The 19,518-nt window shown below is 48.4% G+C and carries 17 protein-coding genes, 1 tRNA gene, 1 pseudogene and 1 CRISPR repeat array; of the genes and pseudogenes, 14 read left to right on the top strand and 5 right to left on the bottom strand.

The window, feature by feature from the left end; genetic code table 11:
• Positions 1 to 189: 189 nt before the first annotated feature.
• The 5 genes from AC1S52_RS19420 (at position 190) to AC1S52_RS19400 (ending at position 5,748) form a co-directional block, all read left to right on the top strand.
• On the top strand, positions 190 to 2,493 hold the full coding sequence (locus AC1S52_RS19420; RefSeq protein ID WP_482030696.1) for a glycosyltransferase family 2 protein: 2,304 nt from the start codon (positions 190 to 192) through the stop codon (positions 2,491 to 2,493).
• A gap of 474 nt (positions 2,494 to 2,967) precedes the next feature.
• Positions 2,968 to 3,279, top strand: a complete 312-nt coding sequence (locus AC1S52_RS19415) for a hypothetical protein (RefSeq protein WP_482030695.1) — start codon at positions 2,968 to 2,970, stop codon at positions 3,277 to 3,279.
• Positions 3,280 to 3,464: 185 nt separating this feature from the next.
• Positions 3,465 to 4,352 (top strand): ferritin-like domain-containing protein, encoded by an 888-nt coding sequence (locus AC1S52_RS19410; RefSeq protein WP_482030694.1) that lies wholly within the window; start codon positions 3,465 to 3,467, stop codon positions 4,350 to 4,352.
• A 91-nt stretch (positions 4,353 to 4,443) separates the two neighbouring features.
• The gene (locus AC1S52_RS19405) at positions 4,444 to 4,932 is read left to right on the top strand and encodes a YbjN domain-containing protein (RefSeq protein WP_482030693.1); all 489 of its coding nucleotides are present in this window, start codon (positions 4,444 to 4,446) and stop codon (positions 4,930 to 4,932) included.
• Positions 4,933 to 4,977: 45 nt separating this feature from the next.
• Positions 4,978 to 5,748 (top strand): lipoate--protein ligase family protein, encoded by a 771-nt coding sequence (locus tag AC1S52_RS19400; protein ID WP_482030692.1) that lies wholly within the window; start codon positions 4,978 to 4,980, stop codon positions 5,746 to 5,748.
• Between the two features lie 25 nt (positions 5,749 to 5,773).
• On the opposite strand, the gene smpB is transcribed toward AC1S52_RS19400, so the two are convergent.
• Entirely contained in the window at positions 5,774 to 6,241 is a 468-nt protein-coding gene (gene smpB / locus AC1S52_RS19395; protein WP_482030691.1) for an SsrA-binding protein SmpB, read from the bottom strand.
• A gap of 139 nt (positions 6,242 to 6,380) precedes the next feature.
• On the opposite strand from smpB, the gene AC1S52_RS19390 reads away from it, so the two are divergent.
• Positions 6,381 to 7,229: a M48 family metallopeptidase gene (locus tag AC1S52_RS19390; protein WP_482030690.1), complete on the top strand. Its 849-nt coding sequence runs from the start codon at positions 6,381 to 6,383 to the stop codon at positions 7,227 to 7,229.
• Between the two features lie 100 nt (positions 7,230 to 7,329).
• Here AC1S52_RS19390 and AC1S52_RS19385 read toward each other — a convergent pair whose 3' ends face one another.
• A complete protein-coding gene (locus tag AC1S52_RS19385; RefSeq protein WP_482030689.1) occupies positions 7,330 to 7,806 on the bottom strand; it encodes a nucleoside deaminase in 477 nt (158 codons plus the stop codon).
• A gap of 152 nt (positions 7,807 to 7,958) precedes the next feature.
• Between AC1S52_RS19385 and AC1S52_RS19380 the strand changes: the two genes are divergently transcribed.
• The 7 genes and pseudogenes from AC1S52_RS19380 (at position 7,959) to cas12k (ending at position 12,092) form a co-directional block, all read left to right on the top strand.
• A complete protein-coding gene (locus AC1S52_RS19380; RefSeq protein WP_482030688.1) occupies positions 7,959 to 8,261 on the top strand; it encodes a hypothetical protein in 303 nt (100 codons plus the stop codon).
• 310 nt (positions 8,262 to 8,571) lie between these two features.
• Complete coding sequence (locus AC1S52_RS19375; protein ID WP_482030687.1) at positions 8,572 to 8,739, top strand: hypothetical protein; 168 nt, start codon at positions 8,572 to 8,574, stop codon at positions 8,737 to 8,739.
• A 38-nt stretch (positions 8,740 to 8,777) separates the two neighbouring features.
• A complete protein-coding gene (locus tag AC1S52_RS19370) occupies positions 8,778 to 8,912 on the top strand; it encodes a hypothetical protein (RefSeq protein WP_482030686.1) in 135 nt (44 codons plus the stop codon).
• Between the two features lie 3 nt (positions 8,913 to 8,915).
• Positions 8,916 to 9,215 (top strand): hypothetical protein, encoded by a 300-nt coding sequence (locus AC1S52_RS19365; protein WP_482030685.1) that lies wholly within the window; start codon positions 8,916 to 8,918, stop codon positions 9,213 to 9,215.
• Between the two features lie 185 nt (positions 9,216 to 9,400).
• Complete coding sequence (locus tag AC1S52_RS19360; protein ID WP_482030684.1) at positions 9,401 to 9,589, top strand: hypothetical protein; 189 nt, start codon at positions 9,401 to 9,403, stop codon at positions 9,587 to 9,589.
• Positions 9,590 to 9,736: 147 nt separating this feature from the next.
• Positions 9,737 to 10,099, top strand: a pseudogene (locus tag AC1S52_RS19355) (restriction endonuclease); the annotation flags it as partial.
• A gap of 124 nt (positions 10,100 to 10,223) precedes the next feature.
• Positions 10,224 to 12,092, top strand: coding sequence for a type V CRISPR-associated protein Cas12k (gene cas12k / locus AC1S52_RS19350; protein WP_482030683.1), 1,869 nt, complete (start codon positions 10,224 to 10,226; stop codon positions 12,090 to 12,092).
• Positions 12,093 to 12,521: 429 nt separating this feature from the next.
• A CRISPR array of direct repeats spans positions 12,522 to 12,994; the repeat unit is 37 nt; unit sequence GTCGCGATCGCCTTTTCAGCATGGGGCAGATTGAAAG.
• A 448-nt stretch (positions 12,995 to 13,442) separates the two neighbouring features.
• Here the strand turns inward: cas12k and AC1S52_RS19345 are convergent.
• A tRNA-Val gene (locus tag AC1S52_RS19345) sits at positions 13,443 to 13,514 on the bottom strand.
• A gap of 498 nt (positions 13,515 to 14,012) precedes the next feature.
• The gene (gene bchB, locus AC1S52_RS19340) at positions 14,013 to 15,539 is read right to left on the bottom strand and encodes a ferredoxin:protochlorophyllide reductase (ATP-dependent) subunit B (RefSeq protein WP_482030682.1); all 1,527 of its coding nucleotides are present in this window, start codon (positions 15,537 to 15,539) and stop codon (positions 14,013 to 14,015) included.
• Positions 15,540 to 16,982: 1,443 nt separating this feature from the next.
• On the opposite strand from bchB, the gene AC1S52_RS19335 reads away from it, so the two are divergent.
• The gene (locus AC1S52_RS19335) at positions 16,983 to 18,482 is read left to right on the top strand and encodes a DEAD/DEAH box helicase family protein (protein WP_482030681.1); all 1,500 of its coding nucleotides are present in this window, start codon (positions 16,983 to 16,985) and stop codon (positions 18,480 to 18,482) included.
• 2 nt (positions 18,483 to 18,484) lie between these two features.
• Here AC1S52_RS19335 and AC1S52_RS19330 read toward each other — a convergent pair whose 3' ends face one another.
• A complete protein-coding gene (locus AC1S52_RS19330; RefSeq protein WP_482030680.1) occupies positions 18,485 to 19,249 on the bottom strand; it encodes a lipase family protein in 765 nt (254 codons plus the stop codon).
• Positions 19,250 to 19,518: the final 269 nt, after the last annotated feature.

Here is a 19,518-nt window from a genome sequence, read left to right as displayed (position 1 = left end):
ACAAAACTGATCCCTTCAGTGAATTCTAGTGCAAATTTCCGACGGAGAAATTATTACCTTCTCAGTGTTCTCTTATCTGAACTTAAGAATAACTACCAACCCTATGAATAGGCTGTGACTAGATTGAAAGTAATTGTTTTGATAAGTCGGCTTCAGTTGAATTTCTGATCAGACTCCGGATTAAACCCAATGACACTATCCCATCCCAACCTCTCCACTGCCTCAGTGCTCGGTCAGAAGAAAATTGCGCCGCTTCACCTCACAACCTTAGTCATGCTTGGAATTGTGGCTTTTACAGCTGCGATTGCGGCTGCTTGGTTTGCGGGACAAGGAACCATCCGTGCCATCTTTGAGCAACTCAACACCCTTCAAGACAATCCACCCATGTGGTTAATGGTGCCCATGGTAGCTGGTGAGTTTTTGTTGTTTTGGGCAGTGGCGCTGATGATGTTAGTGTTGGCAATCACAAACATTTCCCCCCGTCCGCGTCCCTGGTCCAGAACCATCGTGGTTGGGATCTTGATTGTGCTAACGATTCGGTATGTGTTGTGGCGCATTCTCTCCACCCTGAACCTCAGCGATCCCCTAAACGGAATGTTTAGCCTGGGGTTGCTAGCGCTGGAATTGCTGATGTTGGTAGGAGGCGTAATCCAACTTTTTTTGCTGTTGCGGGTGCGCGATCGCAGACCAGAAGCCAATCGCCTGTCTGAAGCTGTTGGGAATGGCAGCTTTACCCCAACAGTTGATATTCTGATTCCCACCTACAACGAACCTATTTTTATCCTGCGACGAACGGTGATTGGCTGTCAGGCATTAGAGTATCCATCTAAAACGGTGTATTTGCTGGATGATACCCGCCGACCAGAGGTGCAGGCACTGGCAGACGAACTAAACTGCGAGTATCTGACCCGTCCTGACAATCGCCACGCCAAGGCAGGCAATTTAAACCATGCGTTATCCCTGACGCAGAGAGAATTAGTAGTGATTTTCGATGCCGATTTTGTCCCTACCAAAAACTTCCTGATTCGCACCGTGGGGTTCTTCCAAGACCCTCAGGTTGCCTTAGTGCAGACTCCTCAGAGCTTTTACAACTCTGACCCGATCGCTCGGAATCTGGGTCTGGAAGATGTGCTCACTCCGGAGGAAGAAGTATTCTACCGCCAGATTCAGCCTGTTCGGGATGCTGCTGGAGGTGTCATTTGTTCTGGCACCTCTTTTGTAGTGCGGCGCTCAGCTTTGACAAAAATAGGGGGTTTTGTCACAGAGTCCCTTAGCGAAGATTACTTCACCGGAATTCATCTGGCATCCAAAGGCTATCGCCTGGTCTATCTGAATGAAAAACTGAGCGCTGGATTGGCGGCTGAAAACATTTCTGCACAAGCCTTGCAACGTATCCGTTGGGCACAAGGCACTCTACAAGCCTTTTTCATTCGCTTCAACCCGCTTACCATTCGAGGTTTAACTCCGCTGCAACGGTTAGCCCATCTGGAAGGTTTGCTGCATTGGTTCACCAGCATTTCACGGGTTGGCTTTCTCCTCATGCCCTTAGCCTATGCCTTCCTGGGGGTGATTCCGCTGAAAGCCTCTGAGACAGAGTTACTTTACTTTTTCCTCCCCTACTATCTGGTACAACTGACTGCCTTTTCTTGGTTGAATTTCCGCTCCCGCTCTGCTTTTTTATCGGATATTTACTCTCTGGTGCTTACTTTCCCTTTGGCACTGACTGTGGTTCAAGTGATGCTGAACCCATTCGGGAAAGGCTTTAAGGTGACTCCCAAAGGCACTGCCAGCGATCGCTACTCCTTTAACTGGCGGCTTGCCTTCCCACTTATCGTTGTGTTTATCTTGACGGCACTAAGCCTGTGGCTCAACTTAGGGATGTGTCTGGCAATGGGGGCATTACAACGGACCCTGCCTGCACACACAATTGAACATTTGAAGGGGTTTGGCATTGGATGGCTGTGGAGCGCCTACAATCTGCTGATGTTAGGACTCGCTCTGTTGATTCTGACGGACGTTCCCCGTCCTGATCCCTATGATTGGTTTAACCTGCGACGAACGGTACGATTGCAAGTAGGTGAGCAAACCTTTTGGGGTTCCACGACTATGCTTTCGGAAGTTGGCGCAGAAGTGGCATTCACTCAGAAAGGATTTCCGGCGATTAGGAATTGTCCCAAGCAGCAACCGACGGTGGAGCAGTTATTACCCGTAACGCTAGAGCTTTTAGAAGATCGCTTGATGATATCGGGAGGGGCAACTTGCACAGGCTTCCAAGGAGATTTCTCAACGGTGCGAGTGCTGTTTGATGAACTCAGTTTAAGTCAACAACGGTGCTTAACTGAACTACTCTATTGTCGTCCAGGACAGTGGCGCAGCCGTTGCTCTCCAGGTGAACTGCGATCGCTCTGGATTTTGTTGAAGACTTTGCTACACCCACAAATTCTTTTTAATCGCCGGGTTGATGTAAAAGCTGTTACCGTTGCCCAAAGCTGAGCTTGGAGTAACGGAAAAACCGGAAACCTGGTGTAGTATCAACAAACCTCCTGTGCATCGTCCAACTCTGCCCTCACCCTAGCCCTCTCCCAAGGGGCGAGGGAACAAGAGTTCTGGCTCCCTTCTCCCCAGGGGGAAGGGTTGGGGATGAGGGCAACGGGCAACATAGAGTTTACACAAAAGCTTGTCTGAAATTGCACTAGGAATGACCGCACGTTCCCATCATCCATTTCGTTCCCAGGCTCAGCCTGGGAACGAAATGGATGGATCGGTGTCGCATACACAAATGAAAATAGCTGTAAGTCAGTGCCATTAATTTAGGGTTGCTGAGATAGTTTGCTGCTGAGCATTTGGATACCTTGACCGACTCCTCACTCCTCACTCCTTACTCCTCAGACCACTAATTCAGCTTTTTACCTGAGCAATGTAACAAGGAGGTTGCATTTCCTGAGTATCTGTTACAATACGTAAAGTATGCTGATAACCATCCTTGCTATTGTAATTGCCCTCGTCGCCTGGTCTCTGCACCTAATGCAGCAGGCAGTCGATCGCCGCGAGTTTTCCCTGATGCTGGCGGGGACGCTGGTAGCTTTTTCAGCCGCTGCCATGGTGGGAGTTTACTTTTTGATGGGGAACTACATCGGTTATTTAACAGGCGTTTCTCGTTATTCTTCACCACAATTTATGCCGATTGAGTCCACCGCCTGGGAATTTCAGATTAACGAACTTGACAGTGGAGATACTTTCCCTGCTTTACAAGCATTCACGCCCTTTGAGCCGCAATAATTTTTCATCAGACGCGCGATCGGTAACTCCCTTCTCACTTGATCGCCAAACTCAGGGACTTCCCTTTCCTAAAAGAGTTTCATCGCCTTAAAACCGGATGGGGAATTCAGATTGGCTTAAGTAATCTAGGCTGAGAATTGCGTTACGATCAACAGGGTATTTAGTTACAAAAAGAAACAAAAGTTATGACGGTTGCTTATCCCCGCAAATTTCAGCAAAGTTTAGGTGCAAGAGAGGTGATGAGTCAGGTTGTGCGCGATCGCGAAATTCACCTGATTACACTGAATCGCTATCGCTTTAGTGAGCAGCGCAGTTGCAAAGATCTGACCGACCTGACAGAGCGATTGAATGGTAAGCCTCCTGAGCTAGTGCGTGACCTGTCTCGCCACATTTCTGACGAAGCTCGCCATGCCATGTGGCTGACAGATCTGTTAGTTGAGCTAGGAGCCAATGTTGGCAAGCCCCCAGGGATGCTCTACATTGATGAATTCGAGCGCCTATTAGATCAGGACTCCTACGATGAGCAAAATTGGGAAGAGGGCATCATTGGGGTTTTGGCAACCATTAACATCACTGAAAAGCGGGGTTGTGAGTACTTTTCTGCCCATATCCACGCCCTGAAACAAGCCCCTCAAACTGAGGAAAATATTAAGATTCGTGAAACGATTGAGCGCATTTTTCCTGAAGAAGCGGCTCACGTGCGTTGGGGCAACCGCTGGCTGGCTCAAATTGCTGATAAAAGCCCGGAACACCGACAAAAAGTACAAGCGGCTAAGCGGAAATATGCCATCATCGAGCAAGCCGCTTATGAGTCTGGCATGGACATTACACTGGGGGCGGAACTGCGTCGAGTTGGGAAGCTTCTGGATATTGCCGAAACCATGCCTCTGTGGGAACGTCCCCAGTACTTGATGGAGCGTCTACCTCAGTCTTTGCTGGCACCTGACCTGCAAATAACTCGGTTTAATATTGCCCAACGTGCCTGGAACCGCGATCCCAAAGCATTTGTTGAGAAGTTTGTGCCGATGTTTCTGCATGGGATTGACCGCAATCGCCAGCGAAAATCGTCTTAAACGTAAAGAAATCAGGATACCAGGGGACGGCATCCACCAATCAGCGGTAACGTAGATGCAGATTCAGACTACCTACTGAACAGAGTTTCCTATGACCAGCCTTCAATCTAATCCTGACAGCATTTCCACCAATGATAATTCGGTCAGCCAGTTGATCGATGAAACCACTGCCAACAATCCAGTAGAGGTAATTGAAACGGTAATCGCCAGTCTGGCAAGTGACCATACGGCAATGGTCAATCACAGTGAGCAGGGATACCTCTGGAAGTTTAATTACGGCACCGTAGAGGTATTTGTTCAGTTAAGCGGTCTCACCGAAGAGGACTCGTTAACGGTCTGGTCTTCGATCCTAAAGCTCCCTGCAAAGGATGAACCTAACTTAATGCGAAAGCTCCTGGAAATGAACTGGTCCAGCACGCTGGAATCCCGCTTTGCTATTTTGGATAGTCAGGTTGTGGTGGTTTCGACGCGATCGCTGGCAGACGTTTCCCCCGGCGAAATTTCACGCGCTATCACCATTGTGGCAACCCTCGCCGATGATCATGACGAAGCATTGCAAGCCCAGTATGGGGGCAGCTAGTGAAGGCTGGCAGAAATAACTACCCCGTTGGAAGGGGGAGAGTGGATGGGTGGAAGTCTCTTATCTAATCATCCACCTCTCTACCCCGCCACTCAACAAACCTGGCGGTTGATTCCATTACTGGAAGCATCGGGACAGGTCCAAATGGCGGTAGATGCCTGGTTACTGGAGCAACACCAACAGGGGTTGCAGCCACCGACACTGAGGTTTTATACCTGGAATCCTGCGGCAATTTCCCTTGGTTATCATCAGCGCCATTGGGCTGAACATTGGCAGCACCTGACCTGGCGGGGATGCCCGGTTGAGTTGGTGCGGCGACCGACAGGCGGGCGGGCAGTACTGCACTGTGGAGACCTAACCTATGCGGTAATTACCTCAGGATTCAGTGGAAACCGGCTTCAGGTTTACCAAGCCGTGTCTGAGTTTTTGATTCAGGGGTGGCGATCGCTGGGGGTAGAGCTGCACTACGGTCAAGCTGGGCGGGGGTATATCCATAATCCCAATTGCTTTGGCACTGCCACCCACGCCGATCTGGTGACTGCGGATGGGTCTAAACTGATTGGTAGCGCCCAGCTTTACAGCCGTCACGCCCTGTTGCAGCACGGTTCTATTCAGATTCAGCCAGATGCCGAGCTATTTCAGCAGGTCTTTGGAAGCGAGGTCCAATTTTCTCCCCTGCCCCTGACTCAAACCGGCAAGGTACGGCTCGAAACAGTGGTCGAAGCTCTGGTGCAATCGGCAAGTCAATGCTTCGGGGCAGAGTTTCAGGTACAGCCCCTCTCTGAGGCAGAGTGGCAAGCCATTTTGTCCAGATGACCGCTTCGATTAACCGCGATCGCCCTCATTGATGTTTCAATGCCCGCTGCATATTGCGCTGATCCTCCCGCTTGCGGATATCTTCCCGTTTGTCGTGAAGTTTTTTCCCGCGTACCAGGGCAATCACAACCTTGACCCAGCCCTGCTTAAAATACATTTTCAACGGCACCAGCGTGAGTCCTTGCTGCTCTACCTTGCCAGTCAGCTTGCGGATCTCATCCTTATGGAGCAACAGACGACGGGTGCGGCGCGGATCGTGGTTAAAGATCTGGTTAGTCGTTTGATGAGGAGAAATTTGTACATTCAGCAACAGTGCTTCACCATTGCGAATGAGAGCAAACCCATCTCTCAAGTTAACCTTGCCAGCTCGGAGCGACTTTACTTCTGTTCCCTTTAGCTCAACGCCCGCCTCGTAAGTTTCCAGAATTTCATACTGGAACCGAGCCTGACGATTGTCACTAATAATTTTGTAACCTTCGGTCTTTTCTGCCATGCGTTTGAAGCGATTGTTGTCAGGAGCATCCTCTGACCTTGCAAAGGAACAAAATGTTACCTCTCGCAGTCAAAAAACTCGTTTTATATTGGGCATTCTTGATTATAGGTTTGTTGCTCTCTACTCCTCCACAACCATCATGTTTAATCTTCTTTTTAGCCGTTCTCGCCGATCCTCCCGTTGGGTTTATCCTCTACTCTCCATTATCGTGGCTCTGGGGCTGTGGCTGGGACAACCTGTTGTCGCTAGAGCAATTTCCTGGGGTGACTTGATACTGCAAGGGATTCAGGTCATCCAGCTTTCCAACATTTCAGACCGGCAGGAAGTGCAACTAGGTCAACAAATTAACGCGCAACTGGTTCGCAGTCAGATCCGGCTGCATCGAGATCCCAGAGTGCAGCAGTATGTAGATAACATCGGTCAACGGCTGGTAGCCAGCAGCAGTCGTCCCAATATTCCCTATACATTTCAGGTCGTCGATGACTCTAGCGTAAATGCTTTTGCGACGATGGGTGGCTTTGTTTATGTGAATACAGGGCTAATGCGGCTGGCAGACAACGAAGCTCAACTTGCCAGTGTCATTGGGCATGAAATTGGACATATCGCCGGGCAACATGCCTTGAAACAGATGAAGGATATGGCGCTTGCCCGTGGAGTTGCTTCTCTGGCGGGTGTTAACCGCAATACGCTGGTTAATTTGGGAGTAGAACTGGCACTCCGACGACCCAATAGCCGCAACGATGAGTTTGAAGCAGACCAACTGGGACTTAAGACAATGACTCAGGCAGGCTATGCTCAGTCAGCTATGGTTTCCTTCATGGCTAAGTTGTTGCAGCGGTCATCCTCCACACCCACTTTTTTGAGTACTCACCCAGCAACGTCTGACCGGGTTAACCGCTTGCAGCAGGTCATCGATCCTGCACAGGCAGATGTGGGAGATGGGCTAGACAATGCCACTTACCAGGCAAGGCTGCGATCGTTCTCCTAGGAGGCTGTGGCGTCAGTTTGGCACCCCTGGTTCAGCCAGGGCGGAGTGCGGAGTCGGTCAGACGCTTTCAGAACCCCAACTTTTTCAAAAGCTGGGGTTCTTAAGCTTCTATGCTTTTAGCATCCCGCCAAAAATCTCGATGAACCACCACAATTTCTTCCTCCACTTCACGAAACGGACCCGAAACCTGAATGTCTTTTTGTCCACGGTCAAACACATCGCGACAGGGCATGTTCATCGTTGGATTTTGCTGGTCAGTGCCGGTCTGTTCCAGTAATCGTGCTTCTGAAATACCATAAACCAGCCGCCCAATATTAGCCCAGTACTGAGTTCCCGCACACATGACACAGGGTTCTACGGTGGTGTAAAGCGTACATTTCCACAGGTAGTCAGGGCTGAAATTCATGTGTGCCACCCGTGCCAGAACCGATTCCGCATGGTTCACAGCATCCACATTTCCCTGCTCTAACAAAACCGTTTCATGATCCGACGCGACCAGAATGGCACCAAAGGGATGATGACCAAACTCACGGGCACGAATGGCAACCTGATTGGCTCTCCGCAAGTGCCGAATCATTTGTGTCTGGGTTGGCTCTGGGCTCAACGTTGATAACGGTCTATGATTAGCCATACGCACATAGCAGTCCTAAATCATCTATGACATTACAAGGTTATTCTATGGGGTTATTCTACTGGTAGCGAGAACTGGCTAGTTGCCCTCTGTCAAACTTGATATTTAAGACTGATTATGAGCACCGCAAGCAGGTTGGCAAAACGATTGGCAGTGGCTGGGTAGAAAAACGAGTGGTGGTGCTGAATAGCAGTATGAATTGGAACGAAGTTTCAGTTCATACAACTCTCAACTCATACTCAAAACAGCAAAGCCAAGGAGTGGACCAAGTGATTGAACATTGCCAGAAACGGAAGGGAACCAGTTGGCGATCTAAGGACAGTAAAGCCTTGGCGATTCTCAGCATCCTCGAACTCAATGGTCAATGGCAGCAGGTTTGGTTCCCTGCTCAAGCCATATAAATTTCAATGGAAAATTTACAGAAAGAAATTATTGACTTAAAAACAAGCAGAATTTAGCTGAGCTAGAACCACAGGCTGCTCAACCCTTAATTCCAGAAGCGTTTTCCCTGAACAAGCAGAACAGGGATGAAATAGACACTCTGGACAACATTGCTGCTTCAAAACGCAGGGATGTCGGTTCCTGAGACAGGGCAGTGTCTCGGACGATCGCTCACTCAATGCTCCGATTCTGACCGCTTCCACCCATCCAGATCAATCGCTGGTTTCAACCGTTGAGGTGTCTCTTGGAACCAAGATACCAGCAAGGGTGATGACACCGTTGGCTTGGGATACCAATGGTGGTGAGGACAGTAACACCCAAAATAGTCGGTTCAAGGTTGAGTTAACCGAAGCGATGAGAACGAGGGATGGCATCGTTGCCCTGCCAAAAGGTACTCAATTGATTGTGCAAGCAACTGCTGTGAACAAAGACAATTAATTGGTTTCTGCTAGCGCCGTGTCTCGCAGAGACTCGCAGTGCTCTACCGGAGTCGAGATGGGGACTTCAGGCAGGAGACCATTCCTCCTGGTGCCGTCCTGATTCAGGGTAGACAGGGAGAACCATTGGTTGCCCAGAGGCTGCACGATCTCGGAGGTGAAATCGCCGGATAAGACTTGCTAGTGGGTGGGTTAAGTGCTTTGGGTAGAGCAGGAGCATTGCTCAACGAGCCGACTGAGGAATTCAGCAATTCCATCCGTTCAAACCGCTTTTTCAGTAACACCATTCGGCGATCGCGCAGACCCAGTTTGTTACCTGCCCTGATTGACGGGTTTTTCAACACGACAGCGGCACGCATCAACCAACGGTCTGAGCAAGCCATTCAAGACCTGATTCGGTGCAATACGATTGTTGTTGTTCCCGCAGATACCGAAGTTTCTGTGGTCATTAACAGCTTTTTCCGCATCAATCGCTAATTCGGTAGAACAATGGAGGTTTTTCATCATGAGACGAGCGTTTGCCAGCATCATCCTTAGTGTTACTTTAATAAGTCCGATGCCCCTGCCAGCAATGGCAGGGGCATCGGGTCATCAGTCGAGATAGGGCTGTCCAGAGTGAAATCGATATTCAGGTTGAACCAGGACGAGCCACCGCGATCTCAATGGGCAAGGTCAACAATCCCCAACGTGGACAACGGGTAGAGGCTCTTCTCCGAATGGCGCTCGATGTGTTCCTGCGCGATCTGGATATTATCGAGCGCTACAACCGTGCCTTTGCACAAGGCTGGAAAGCTAATGAATGGCAGCAAATGCCCAACATTGCGAGACTTTGTTCGCTACTGGACTCGTGAGTGGTTGAATTTGCGATCGTTTGAAGATCTCGATCGGGCTAACCTTAGCCCAAATTATCCACCAATCAGAGCGTATGTACCAAAATAGAATAGTTTGCCATCTTTAGCTATATTGTTGCTCCGTCAAGTAGCAGGACATCCGAATCAATGGTCTCCCCACCTATTACACCAAGCGAACAATGGTTGCCACTCAATAACGATAATTGGTCGTGGGATCGATTTGAAGCATTTTGCCTGGAATTAATTGCTCAGTTTGGAGAAGTCAAAGATTTCTACTGCTATGGAACGCAGGGCGACTTTCAGCGAGGCATTGATATCGTTGCTCACTTTGCTAGTGGCGAACGATGGGTATTTCAATGCAAGCGATACAAAAAATGGACAGAGACCCAGACTCAACAAGCAATTAAGAAAGTCAGCTACAACGCCGATCGCTATTTTCTACTACTAAGCTGTAAAGCAAGTCGGAAGGTACGGGATGAGATTAACAAGCACCCAAAGTGGGAGGCATGGGATGTAGAGGACATTTCCATAAAAGTTCGCAATCTTGAACCTGACATAGCTCGTCGCCTCGTTGGAACTCATTTCAGCCATGAATGGCGAAGAGCATTTTTGGGTCTTGCAGGACTAATAACCTTTGTCTCGTCGAGACCTCTGGGAATTGATGACAGAAAAGCACACCCCTCTAGTCAACGAGCTACTACAACGTATCGCTCAAGATTCTCACTTTCAAGAATGGTGCGATGTAGGCAAAATTCCCCTTGCAACTGTTAGCGAAACGTGTAAGCAACTCAAGCAAGAGCCTCGATTTGAGGGACAGCCAGGGAGGTTTTACTCCTCGGCAACCGCAACCGTACACCGGATTTTCAAGTCCTGGTTAGCCCTTCAAACCCGACTTAGAAATCAGGTTGCGGGTCAAACCCGATGGTTAGCCATCCTTCAAAGTGATGAAGAGTTAACAACTGTTGGTCAGTGTGACCTCCACACCTTGAGAGCGAAAGCTAGTGAGCTTCTGACACAACTGACTGGTTCAACGTCACAAACCCATGAACCAAACCCTGAAAAAAATCGCGGCAAAAAGAAAAAGAAGCAAGCAAAACAGTCATATGCCAGTATTTCCAAAACTCTCTTCAACCTCTATTGGGAGACAGAGGAAACCTTATCTCGGTGCGCGATCGCCTATCTGCTGAAAAATGGTTGTAAATTGCCTGAGCGGGATGAAGATCCCAAAAAATTTGCTAAACGCCGTCGTAAAGTAGAAATTCGCTTAGAACGTTTGACCAACACGCTTCAACGCACAAGAATTCCCAAGGGGCGAGACTTATCCTGGCGTACCTGGTTAGAAACTTTAGATAAGGCAGAAGACTGTGTTCCTGTTGATGAGAACCAAGCCGCCGACTGGCAAGCTAAGTTGCTAACTGAGCCAGCGGTGCTCCCTTTTCCTGTTAATTATGAAACAAACGAGGATCTCCATTGGTTTCTGAACGAAACGGGGAGATTATGTGTTACCTTCAACGGCTTGGGTGAACATACATTTGTAGTTTACTGTGACCAGCGGCAACTTCACTGGTTTAAGCGATTTCTAGAAGACCAAGAAATTAAGAGATCTGGTGAGAAGCAACATTCAGCTAGCTTATTTAGCTTACGTTCTGGGCGAATTACATGGCAACAGGGCACAAAGGAAGGTGATCCCTGGAATGGGCATCGGCTAGTATTATCGTGCGCTATAGAAACGGATACCTGGACTCAAGAAGGTACAGAACGAATTCGGCGAGAAAAAGCTGACAAATGTGCAAAAATTATTGCTTCTACTAGAGCGAAAAAAAATCTAAACAAGAATCAGAAAGCATTTGTCAAAAGACAAGAAAAAATGTTGGCTTTGCTTGATAATCCCTTTCCCCGTCCAAGTCATCTCCTTTATCAAGGTCAACGGTCAATTGTGGCAGGGATCAGCTACGGACTTGATAAGCCTGCTACTCTTGCAATTGTCAATGTTCAAACTGGAAAAGCTATTACTTACAGAAGTATTCGGCAACTTCTGGGTAAAAACTACAAGCTTCTCAATCGCTATCGGCTGAAACAGCAACGAAATGCTCACCAGCGGCACAATAATCAAAAAAAAGGAGCATCCAGTCAAATCAGAGAATCTAATTTAGGCAAACATCTAGATCGCTTAATAGCTCATGAAATTGTAGCGATCGCTCAAAAATATCAGGTTAGTAGCATTGTATTGCCTGACCTCGACAACATTCGAGAAGTAATTCAAAGTGAGGTTCAGGCGAGAGCAGAGCAAAAAATTCTTGGTTCTGTAGAACTCCAACGACAATATGCTCTCAAATATCGAGCGAGCGTTCATCGTTGGCGCTATGCTCAACTGAGCGAATTTATTCAAGGTCAAGCTGCTCAAATTGGGATTGCGATCGAGGTTGTGAAACAGCCACTTACAGGCAGCCCTCAAGACAAAGCTAAAAGTTTGGCGATTGCAGCCTATCAATCTCGAACTTAAAATGCTTGCACTTAGTTCAAAAGTACTATATAAATGAAGTGCGCCGTAGTTCATGCCAGAAATGGTCTCTGTGCTATTGACAATTACGAGCTAGTTTGACTCCTGGAAGGTAGTCATGCTTTCTGGCTCTGGTTGACTATCCACCTCGAAGTTCGGGTGCGCTCCCAGCAAAAGGGTGCGGGTCTACCGCAGTGTTGGTTAACCGTCTTCACCTCCGAGCAAGGAGGAATCCACCCCACCCCTTTAATTGTTGACAAACCGAAGCAAGGGCAAAATTCCTGGCAGGTTGGGCAATCCTTACCTGGTAAACTTTTTAGGAATTTTCCACCCATTGAAGTTGCTTCCATAGTCTTCTGAAAGGAGCTTCAAATTGAGGTTTGCCAAAATGAAGGCTAGAAGGCTTGATACGACTATATTCTAGGATTATCAGTCGCGATCGCCTTTTCAGCATGGGGCAGATTGAAAGAACAGCCCAGCCCACCCATACGCCATTGTCATCGATGTCGCGATCGCCTTTTCAGCATGGGGCAGATTGAAAGAACAGCGCGTGTCCACCAGGTACCCGATTAATTGTCGTCGCGATCGCCTTTTCAGCATGGGGCAGATTGAAAGCCATTTTCTTTGAGGATTGACGATTCAATTAATGTGTCGCGATCGCCTTTTCAGCATGGGGCAGATTGAAAGTCTGCGGGAGCGTATAGATTAGAAGTTTCGCTGTGGTCGCGATCGCCTTTTCAGCATGGGGCAGATTGAAAGTTACATAAAGCTTGTCCACACAGGGAAAGGCATAAGTCGCGATCGCCTTTTCAGCATGGGGCAGATTGAAAGTCATCTATTTGGATCAACAAATAGCCGTCGCTAAAGAGTCGCGATCGCCTTTTCAGCATGGGGCAGATTGAAAGCTCCAACTAACCCAGAAATTCTCTCGAAGTGTTACAAGCACTTCTTCTATAACAGGTGGATTGAAAGCTACCAACTCATTTAATCGTATAGAGTTTTGAACTTTAATCGTCTCTCAGAAACCGAGAGATTGAAATCCTTTATTGACTGTGGATAGAACAATCAAATCTAGCCGCTGTAATTGTTCATGCAGTTGGTGTCCAGGAAAGGAAAGAAGAGATTAAAAGCACCCGCGTCCTTCCCTCCAAATAGGTAGTAAGCTAAACTTGATCTTGGGTGGATTGAAAGGCGCACTTCCTTCACACTTGTGCATGTTGAGCGACAACAATTTGTTAACGAACTGTAAATCGGCACTCGACGACACAACTGTGATAAGACGACAAAAAATCGTTAATGACGACAGAAATTTGTTAACGATGACAGATAAAATGTTATTCGACAACATCGACATGGGCGATACTGGATTCGAACCAGTGACCCCTTCCGTGTGAAGGAAGTGCGCTACCACTGTGCTAATCGCCCTAAAGAAGATTCCAGCTTTGTGAATCAAGTCACTCACTCATAAGCTGTTGCTCTGACTAGTCTATCAAAGTATGACTGTAAACTGCATAATCATACCCTTTGGCAACCCAGAAGGTTGTAAATTACCGCTTTTCTAGAATACCGTGTTCTAGTCAATTCCATTGCAACTGATATAGCTATAGACACCTGATTTAGGATGGGGTGCAGGGGTGGAACCCCTGCCTGGGGGCACTGCCCCCACACCCCCTTTACCCCCCAATGTACTAAGCAACCTGGCGATAGCTATAAAGATTCGTTCTGTAAACGGCATTTGTACTTAAGGGTACAACTCAGTGTGGATGAGTCGATGAGTGGAGGGTGTGCATGGGGCTTATGCACAGGGAAATGGGCTGTACGGATCAAGTATGAATGGGGCTTGTTGGCTAAGTTTCCAAGATTAAAAAGGCACCCGTTTTTGGATGCCTTGGAAATAATTAGCGATTGAAGGAAATGATAGGGCTAAGCTCCCACCGCTTCTTTGGCGGCGTAAAGCACTTCAGCAGTGATAGTTTCGATGCCGCGATCGCGGGCAAATTTCTCTGTATTTCGCTTCACCTTGCCGCGCACAAAGCCGGGGATTTTATTGAGTTCTGCCAACCCATCCTTGCTCCAGCCCATGTCAGAGTCAGCCGTGAGTGCCTTGGTAACCACATCTTTCGTATCGTGACCGCCAAAGATTTCCAGCAGGTGGTCTTCCATGCCCAGGGTAAAGGAGTTGTAGATCAGGTCCACAATCTGGTTAGTACCTTCGTAACCGACGAAGGGTTTGTAGCCGATGGGGAAGTTCTGGATATGGATGGGGGCGGAAATAACTCCACAGGGAATATCCAAACGCTTACCAACATGGCGCTCCATCTGAGTGCCAAAGATAGCAGAGGGTTCAACTCGGGCGATCGCATCCCCAACTTGGGTGTGGTCATCGGTCACGATCACCTCGTCACAATACTCGCTCACCTGCTCCCGGAACCAGTCAGCATCATATTTGCAGTAGGTGCCAGCCCAAACAACGTGAATGCCCATTTCCCGCGCCAGGATCTTGGTAATTGCAGCGGCATGGGTATTGTCACCATAAACCACTGCTTTTTTACCTGTCAGGTTTTGGCAGTCAATCGAACGGGAGAACCAGGCAGCCTGGGAGACGTGGAGGGTTTGCTCGTTGATGTAGTTTTCGTAGTCCACATCAGCCCCATTCTCGTTCAGGATTTTCTGAATTGCGCGCAGGCAGCGGGCGGTTTCAACGACACCCATGGGGGTAATGTCCACGCAGGGCATGCCAAATTCCGCTTGCAGATACTGGGCTGACATCATACCCAGTTCGCGGTAGGGTACCAGGTTAAACCAGGCACGAGGCAAGTTTTTTAGATTATGAACCGATGCCCCCTCGGGCAGAATTTCATTGATCTCAATCCCCAGGTCTGCCATCAGGCGCTTGAGTTCAGTGCTGTCATGGTTGTTATGGAAACCCAGAGTAGAAATACCGATGATGTTGACGGAGGGCTTTTCAGTCTTACCCTGGGGCAGATTACCTTTCTTGCGAGCTTTCTCGATATAGTACTGAATCACCTGATGCAGGGTACGATCGGCGGCTTGTAGTTCGTTGACCCGGTAATGGTTGACATCTGCCAGCATTACGTCACCCTTGGCTTCTATCTGGGCGCGATCGCAAAAGTTTTGCAGGTCTTCTTGCAAAATGCTGGAAGTACAGGTGGGTGTAAGAATGATCAGGTCAGGATGCTCTTCAGAGTCTTTACGAGTGATGTTATCAACGACCTTTTCTTGAGAACCCCGTGCCAGTACGTTGCGATCGACAATGCTGGCAGTAACCGGGGTAAAGTCGCGCTCTCGTTCAAGCATAGAGCGCATGACATTAAAGTAATCGTCACCGAGGGGCGCATGCATGATGGCATGGACGTTTTTAAATGAACTGGCAATGCGGAGGGTGCCGATGTGGGCGGGACCTGCATACATCCAATAAGCCAATTTCATAGGGTGCCTCTCTTAATGGGGTAGGAAATAGGGAATCGGGAAGTGAAATTATCCCTTGATATTCCTTGGCAATGCTGTGATGGTTAACGCCTATAAATTTTCTCAGACATGGCACCGCTTTGAGTAACCGCTTTGATGGTAATTGCAGTACCAGACGACGAGAGATATATGCCTGTATTGCCTATCTTGTCTTAGCTTGCGTCCATTTTCAGGGAATTAACTCCCTAGACAGGCTGCAATGATTCTTAATACTGTAAACCATTCGCTATGTAGACTTCGACGTATGTTTGGCACTGCTGGTTCAGCCAGGGCAGAGTTCGGAGGGCGAAGTAGGTCAGCGTATCTAAATTTTTTCCGCCTGTGAATAATGGTTTACAAGCCATTGCCTATGAAGAGTTGGGTGTAACCCAGCCAATGAACCAGACCTATAGCGATTCTCAGACGAGTACGGTACAAAATTAATGCCAAAAACCCTTACTGAATCAGCAGTTTGACCGTACACACAAATGGGAATTACTATATTCCATTTGGGAACCGAATCCAGTGGATGCAATTTAATGATTAATAGAGATTTATCCATTTCATCTACTATCAAAATCCGCTGCTTATTCCTTTACCAATAGGATTGCTAGAGGAGTTCAGCACCACAATTTAGCGTCATCAAGTTTGCACTTTTATGCAAAGCCTGAGAAAGATCCCTCCTTTAAACTAAGGAATAGAAGGGCATCTTGGCTGCAAACAGTCGATTGTTTCCTGGAACGTCACAGGGGTTCTACAGGGTTATTCTGCCCTTTACGTTGCCTTTTTGGGAAATCTACCCTAAAGCCTATCCGAACACTTCTTAAGCTTGGTAATCAGCTTTGGCAGCTAAGTTTCCGAAAGGCTTTTAGATGCTTCTCGATCGCTCTTGTTGCAGAGGTTTCAGTCAGGTTCCTAACAATAACTGCCCGATATATCTCTTTTCAGATATATCTTTATACCTGATTATGTGGCAAACCTTTCAGGAGTTTATTCCTCGGTAAGCTGCAACTCAGATTCACTTTTGTGCGTCCAAATGCATATAGGTACAGGTTGTTTTGAGTGCTATGAACAATCAAATTTTGCTATTTATGGTTGAAACTCTTAAGTCAGGGGTTTCAAAGGTTAAAGATGTACGCTTTGTGACTAGAAGTATTAGCATCTTTAGTATTTTGTTAGTTGCTAGTACTGTGTTGGGAACCTATGCTCCACGCCGACCTCGAAGACCCCCACGCCGACCCCCTACTTCGCTGGTTGATCGGGCAATCGCTCTGATGCCAGTCTCACAGGGCATTGCTGATTCTAGGGATGAAATTAAGGTTGGATAAATGGAAGCTTTGTTTACATTCATCCAATAGTTGTGCTCATTCTTAACAGAGACCTCTAAAATTCAAATGGATAACATCCTGCAATCCAGCGTTTTAGATGGCTCGAATTCCTACCCTGTCCTACGATCGCGGTACGCTAATTCTGCATCCTCCCCCTCGCGGTAAGGACTGGATGGATTATGCAACCTGGGATGATCGCGTTGAGCGCTTCCGGGTTCCAGCAATCCAGTATCGCAATCTGGTCATGGCACTGAGGCAGGCGGGGACTGAACTAGAGGATCGGGCGAAGGAATTCCAGGAAATTAACCTGGTACCCAGCCTGGAAATGGAGCCTTACCCCCACCAGCAGGAAGCCCTGGATGCCTGGAAACAGGCGGGACGGATGGGTGTGGTCGTGTTGCCTACGGCGGCTGGAAAAACCTACCTGGCACAACTGGCAATGCAGTCCACCCGACGCAGTACGTTGGTGATGGTTCCCACCTTGGACTTGATGCACCAGTGGTATGCCCACCTGATTGCGGCATTTCCGGATGGGGAAGTGGGACTGCTGGGGGGTGGGTCAAAAGATCGAACAGCGATTCTGGTCGCAACCTACGATAGTGCCGCCATTCATGCCGAGACGTTGGGCAATCAGTATGCCCTGTTGGTATTTGATGAGTGTCACCATCTACCTGGCGACTTTAACCGGGTGATTGCGGAGTATGCGATCGCCCCCTATCGTTTGGGTCTCACTGCCACGCCTGAACGGACGGATGGCAAGCATGAGGATCTCTCGATCCTGATTGGTCCCGAAGTCTATCGCAAAAGCGCGGAGGAACTTTCGGGAACGGCACTGGCGCGACACAATGCTGTGCAAATTATGGTGCGCCTGTCCCAGAAGGAACGAGATCGCTATGATGACCTGATCCGCCAGCGCAATGAGTTTTTGCAGAATACCAATATTTTTCTGGGCAGTGTTCAAGGTTGGCAGCGATTTGTGCAAGTCAGCGCTCAGTCCAAAGCCGGCCGTCGGGCAATGCTGGCACACCGGGAAGCACGGGCGATCGCCTTTGGCACGGAAGGTAAACTCCGGGTTCTGGCAGATCTGCTGGCAACCCACTTTCCAGAGAAGACGTTGATCTTTACGGATGACAACGCCACGGTTTACCGCATTTCCCAGGAGTTTTTGATCCCCGCTATTACCCATCAAACGGGAGTGAAAGAACGGCATGATATCCTGACCCGTTTTCGCCAGGGAGACTACCGTGCCCTCGTTGCTTCACGAGTGTTGAATGAGGGAGTCGATGTACCGGATGCCAGCGTGGCGATCGTCCTGTCGGGGACGGGTTCTACCCGTGAATACATTCAGCGATTGGGGCGGGTGCTGCGAAAAGGAAAAGATCCAGGGAAGCAAGCTGTTCTTTATGAAGTTGTTGCCGAAGATACCAGTGAAGAAAACGTTTCCCGTCGTCGCCGTTCCTCTAAACCCCAATCCCAACTACGCCAGTTAGAATTGGTGCCCGCCCCCACTCCCTATTTCGACGATTCTGAAGCTGTTCCCCAGGCGGCTGAATCAGCCCCAGAATGGGACAAGCAGGGGGGGAAAGGGGATAGTTGATGTTACCGTGCCATTGATTTCAAAACTTCAATGTACTGGGCGATCGCGTGGTCTTTAAAGCGGGCAGAAAGAAAGTTGAGACTCAACCGCTGCCCAATCCGAAATTCCTTGTCCACATGGCGATAGCCCTGCCACCACCGGGGCAGTTCCGCAACTAAATCCATGCCATTCACAAATCGGTAGCTGTTGGGAACTCGCTCGTTAAAGGAGTTGCGAAATCCATCGTTACCCGCTTTGGGGGCACCAAAAGTGTAGAGTTCTATCAATGGCACCTTTTTGGAGAAGTTGTACTGAATATCAACGGCGCAGAGGGTTGCCAGCGCCCCCCCCAGACTGTGACCTGTGACCGTGGCGCTAGAAAGATCACGACTTCTAATGTAGTTGTGAATTTCATCTCGTACCGAGAAGTAAGCGGCGATAAAGCCTCGGTGCATTAGTGCGCCAGAACTGCTTGCACCTTCATAGGGATAAACCTTCTCCTTATCCTCTGTATCGACAATGGCTGCCTGAATAACTTGTTGCTCAAACTCTGCCCGTTCCTGCCGGGTAGCAAAGTTAGTGTCCCAGTCAAAGGATGACTCACTGCCCCGAAACACAATCGTAATTCCTGCACCATCAGGCAAAATAGCCCCTTGAGTGTCTGTTTTTTTCTGTTCGATTAGAACAGGCTGCTCGTTCAATCCGCCAAAGCGAATGCTGGAGAAGTTTTGATAAACCTCCTGGCAGTAAACGGCACATCTTGCTGCTTTGGAATAATCAACCGCCATTATTACCTCCCCTAATCAGAAATAGTCAGTAATAAATACAGGGATCTTGCAAAAGCCAGGAAGTTCCCTGTCATTTTTCTACATTTAATCGCAAATTGCCTGAATTGTATCGCCAGCTACTTCAAGGGTTTAGTAAATAATTGTGTTGACAATTACCTATTACCATTAGCTGTTACCCATTAAAACCTCATCCATATTGAGAGATGTGTTTTGCCCTCCCCTTTTCTTGTTTGCCGAAGGCTTTAAGCCCTCTCCCAGGGTCAGGAGAA

The sequence above is a fragment of the Kovacikia sp. CALU 1929 genome, assembly GCF_056784235.1.
The sequence above is the reverse complement of the archived record's forward strand: the minus strand, read 5'-3'. Positions and strand labels throughout refer to the sequence as shown.

Bases quoted from the DNA above. Each gene is read 5' to 3' on its own strand.
- AC1S52_RS19420 (WP_482030696.1), top strand. From the start codon at position 190: ATGACACTATCCCATCCCAACCTCTCCACTGCCTCAGTGCTCGGTCAG.
- AC1S52_RS19415 (WP_482030695.1), top strand. From the start codon at position 2,968: ATGCTGATAACCATCCTTGCTATTGTAATTGCCCTCGTCGCCTGGTCT.
- AC1S52_RS19410 (WP_482030694.1), top strand. From the start codon at position 3,465: ATGACGGTTGCTTATCCCCGCAAATTTCAGCAAAGTTTAGGTGCAAGA.
- AC1S52_RS19405 (WP_482030693.1), top strand. From the start codon at position 4,444: ATGACCAGCCTTCAATCTAATCCTGACAGCATTTCCACCAATGATAAT.
- AC1S52_RS19400 (WP_482030692.1), top strand. From the start codon at position 4,978: ATGGGTGGAAGTCTCTTATCTAATCATCCACCTCTCTACCCCGCCACT.
- smpB (WP_482030691.1), bottom strand. From the start codon at position 6,241: ATGGCAGAAAAGACCGAAGGTTACAAAATTATTAGTGACAATCGTCAG.
- AC1S52_RS19390 (WP_482030690.1), top strand. From the start codon at position 6,381: ATGTTTAATCTTCTTTTTAGCCGTTCTCGCCGATCCTCCCGTTGGGTT.
- AC1S52_RS19385 (WP_482030689.1), bottom strand. From the start codon at position 7,806: ATGATTCGGCACTTGCGGAGAGCCAATCAGGTTGCCATTCGTGCCCGT.
- AC1S52_RS19375 (WP_482030687.1), top strand. From the start codon at position 8,572: ATGACACCGTTGGCTTGGGATACCAATGGTGGTGAGGACAGTAACACC.
- AC1S52_RS19360 (WP_482030684.1), top strand. From the start codon at position 9,401: ATGGGCAAGGTCAACAATCCCCAACGTGGACAACGGGTAGAGGCTCTT.
- bchB (WP_482030682.1), bottom strand. From the start codon at position 15,539: ATGAAATTGGCTTATTGGATGTATGCAGGTCCCGCCCACATCGGCACC.
- AC1S52_RS19335 (WP_482030681.1), top strand. From the start codon at position 16,983: ATGGCTCGAATTCCTACCCTGTCCTACGATCGCGGTACGCTAATTCTG.
- AC1S52_RS19330 (WP_482030680.1), bottom strand. From the start codon at position 19,249: ATGGCGGTTGATTATTCCAAAGCAGCAAGATGTGCCGTTTACTGCCAG.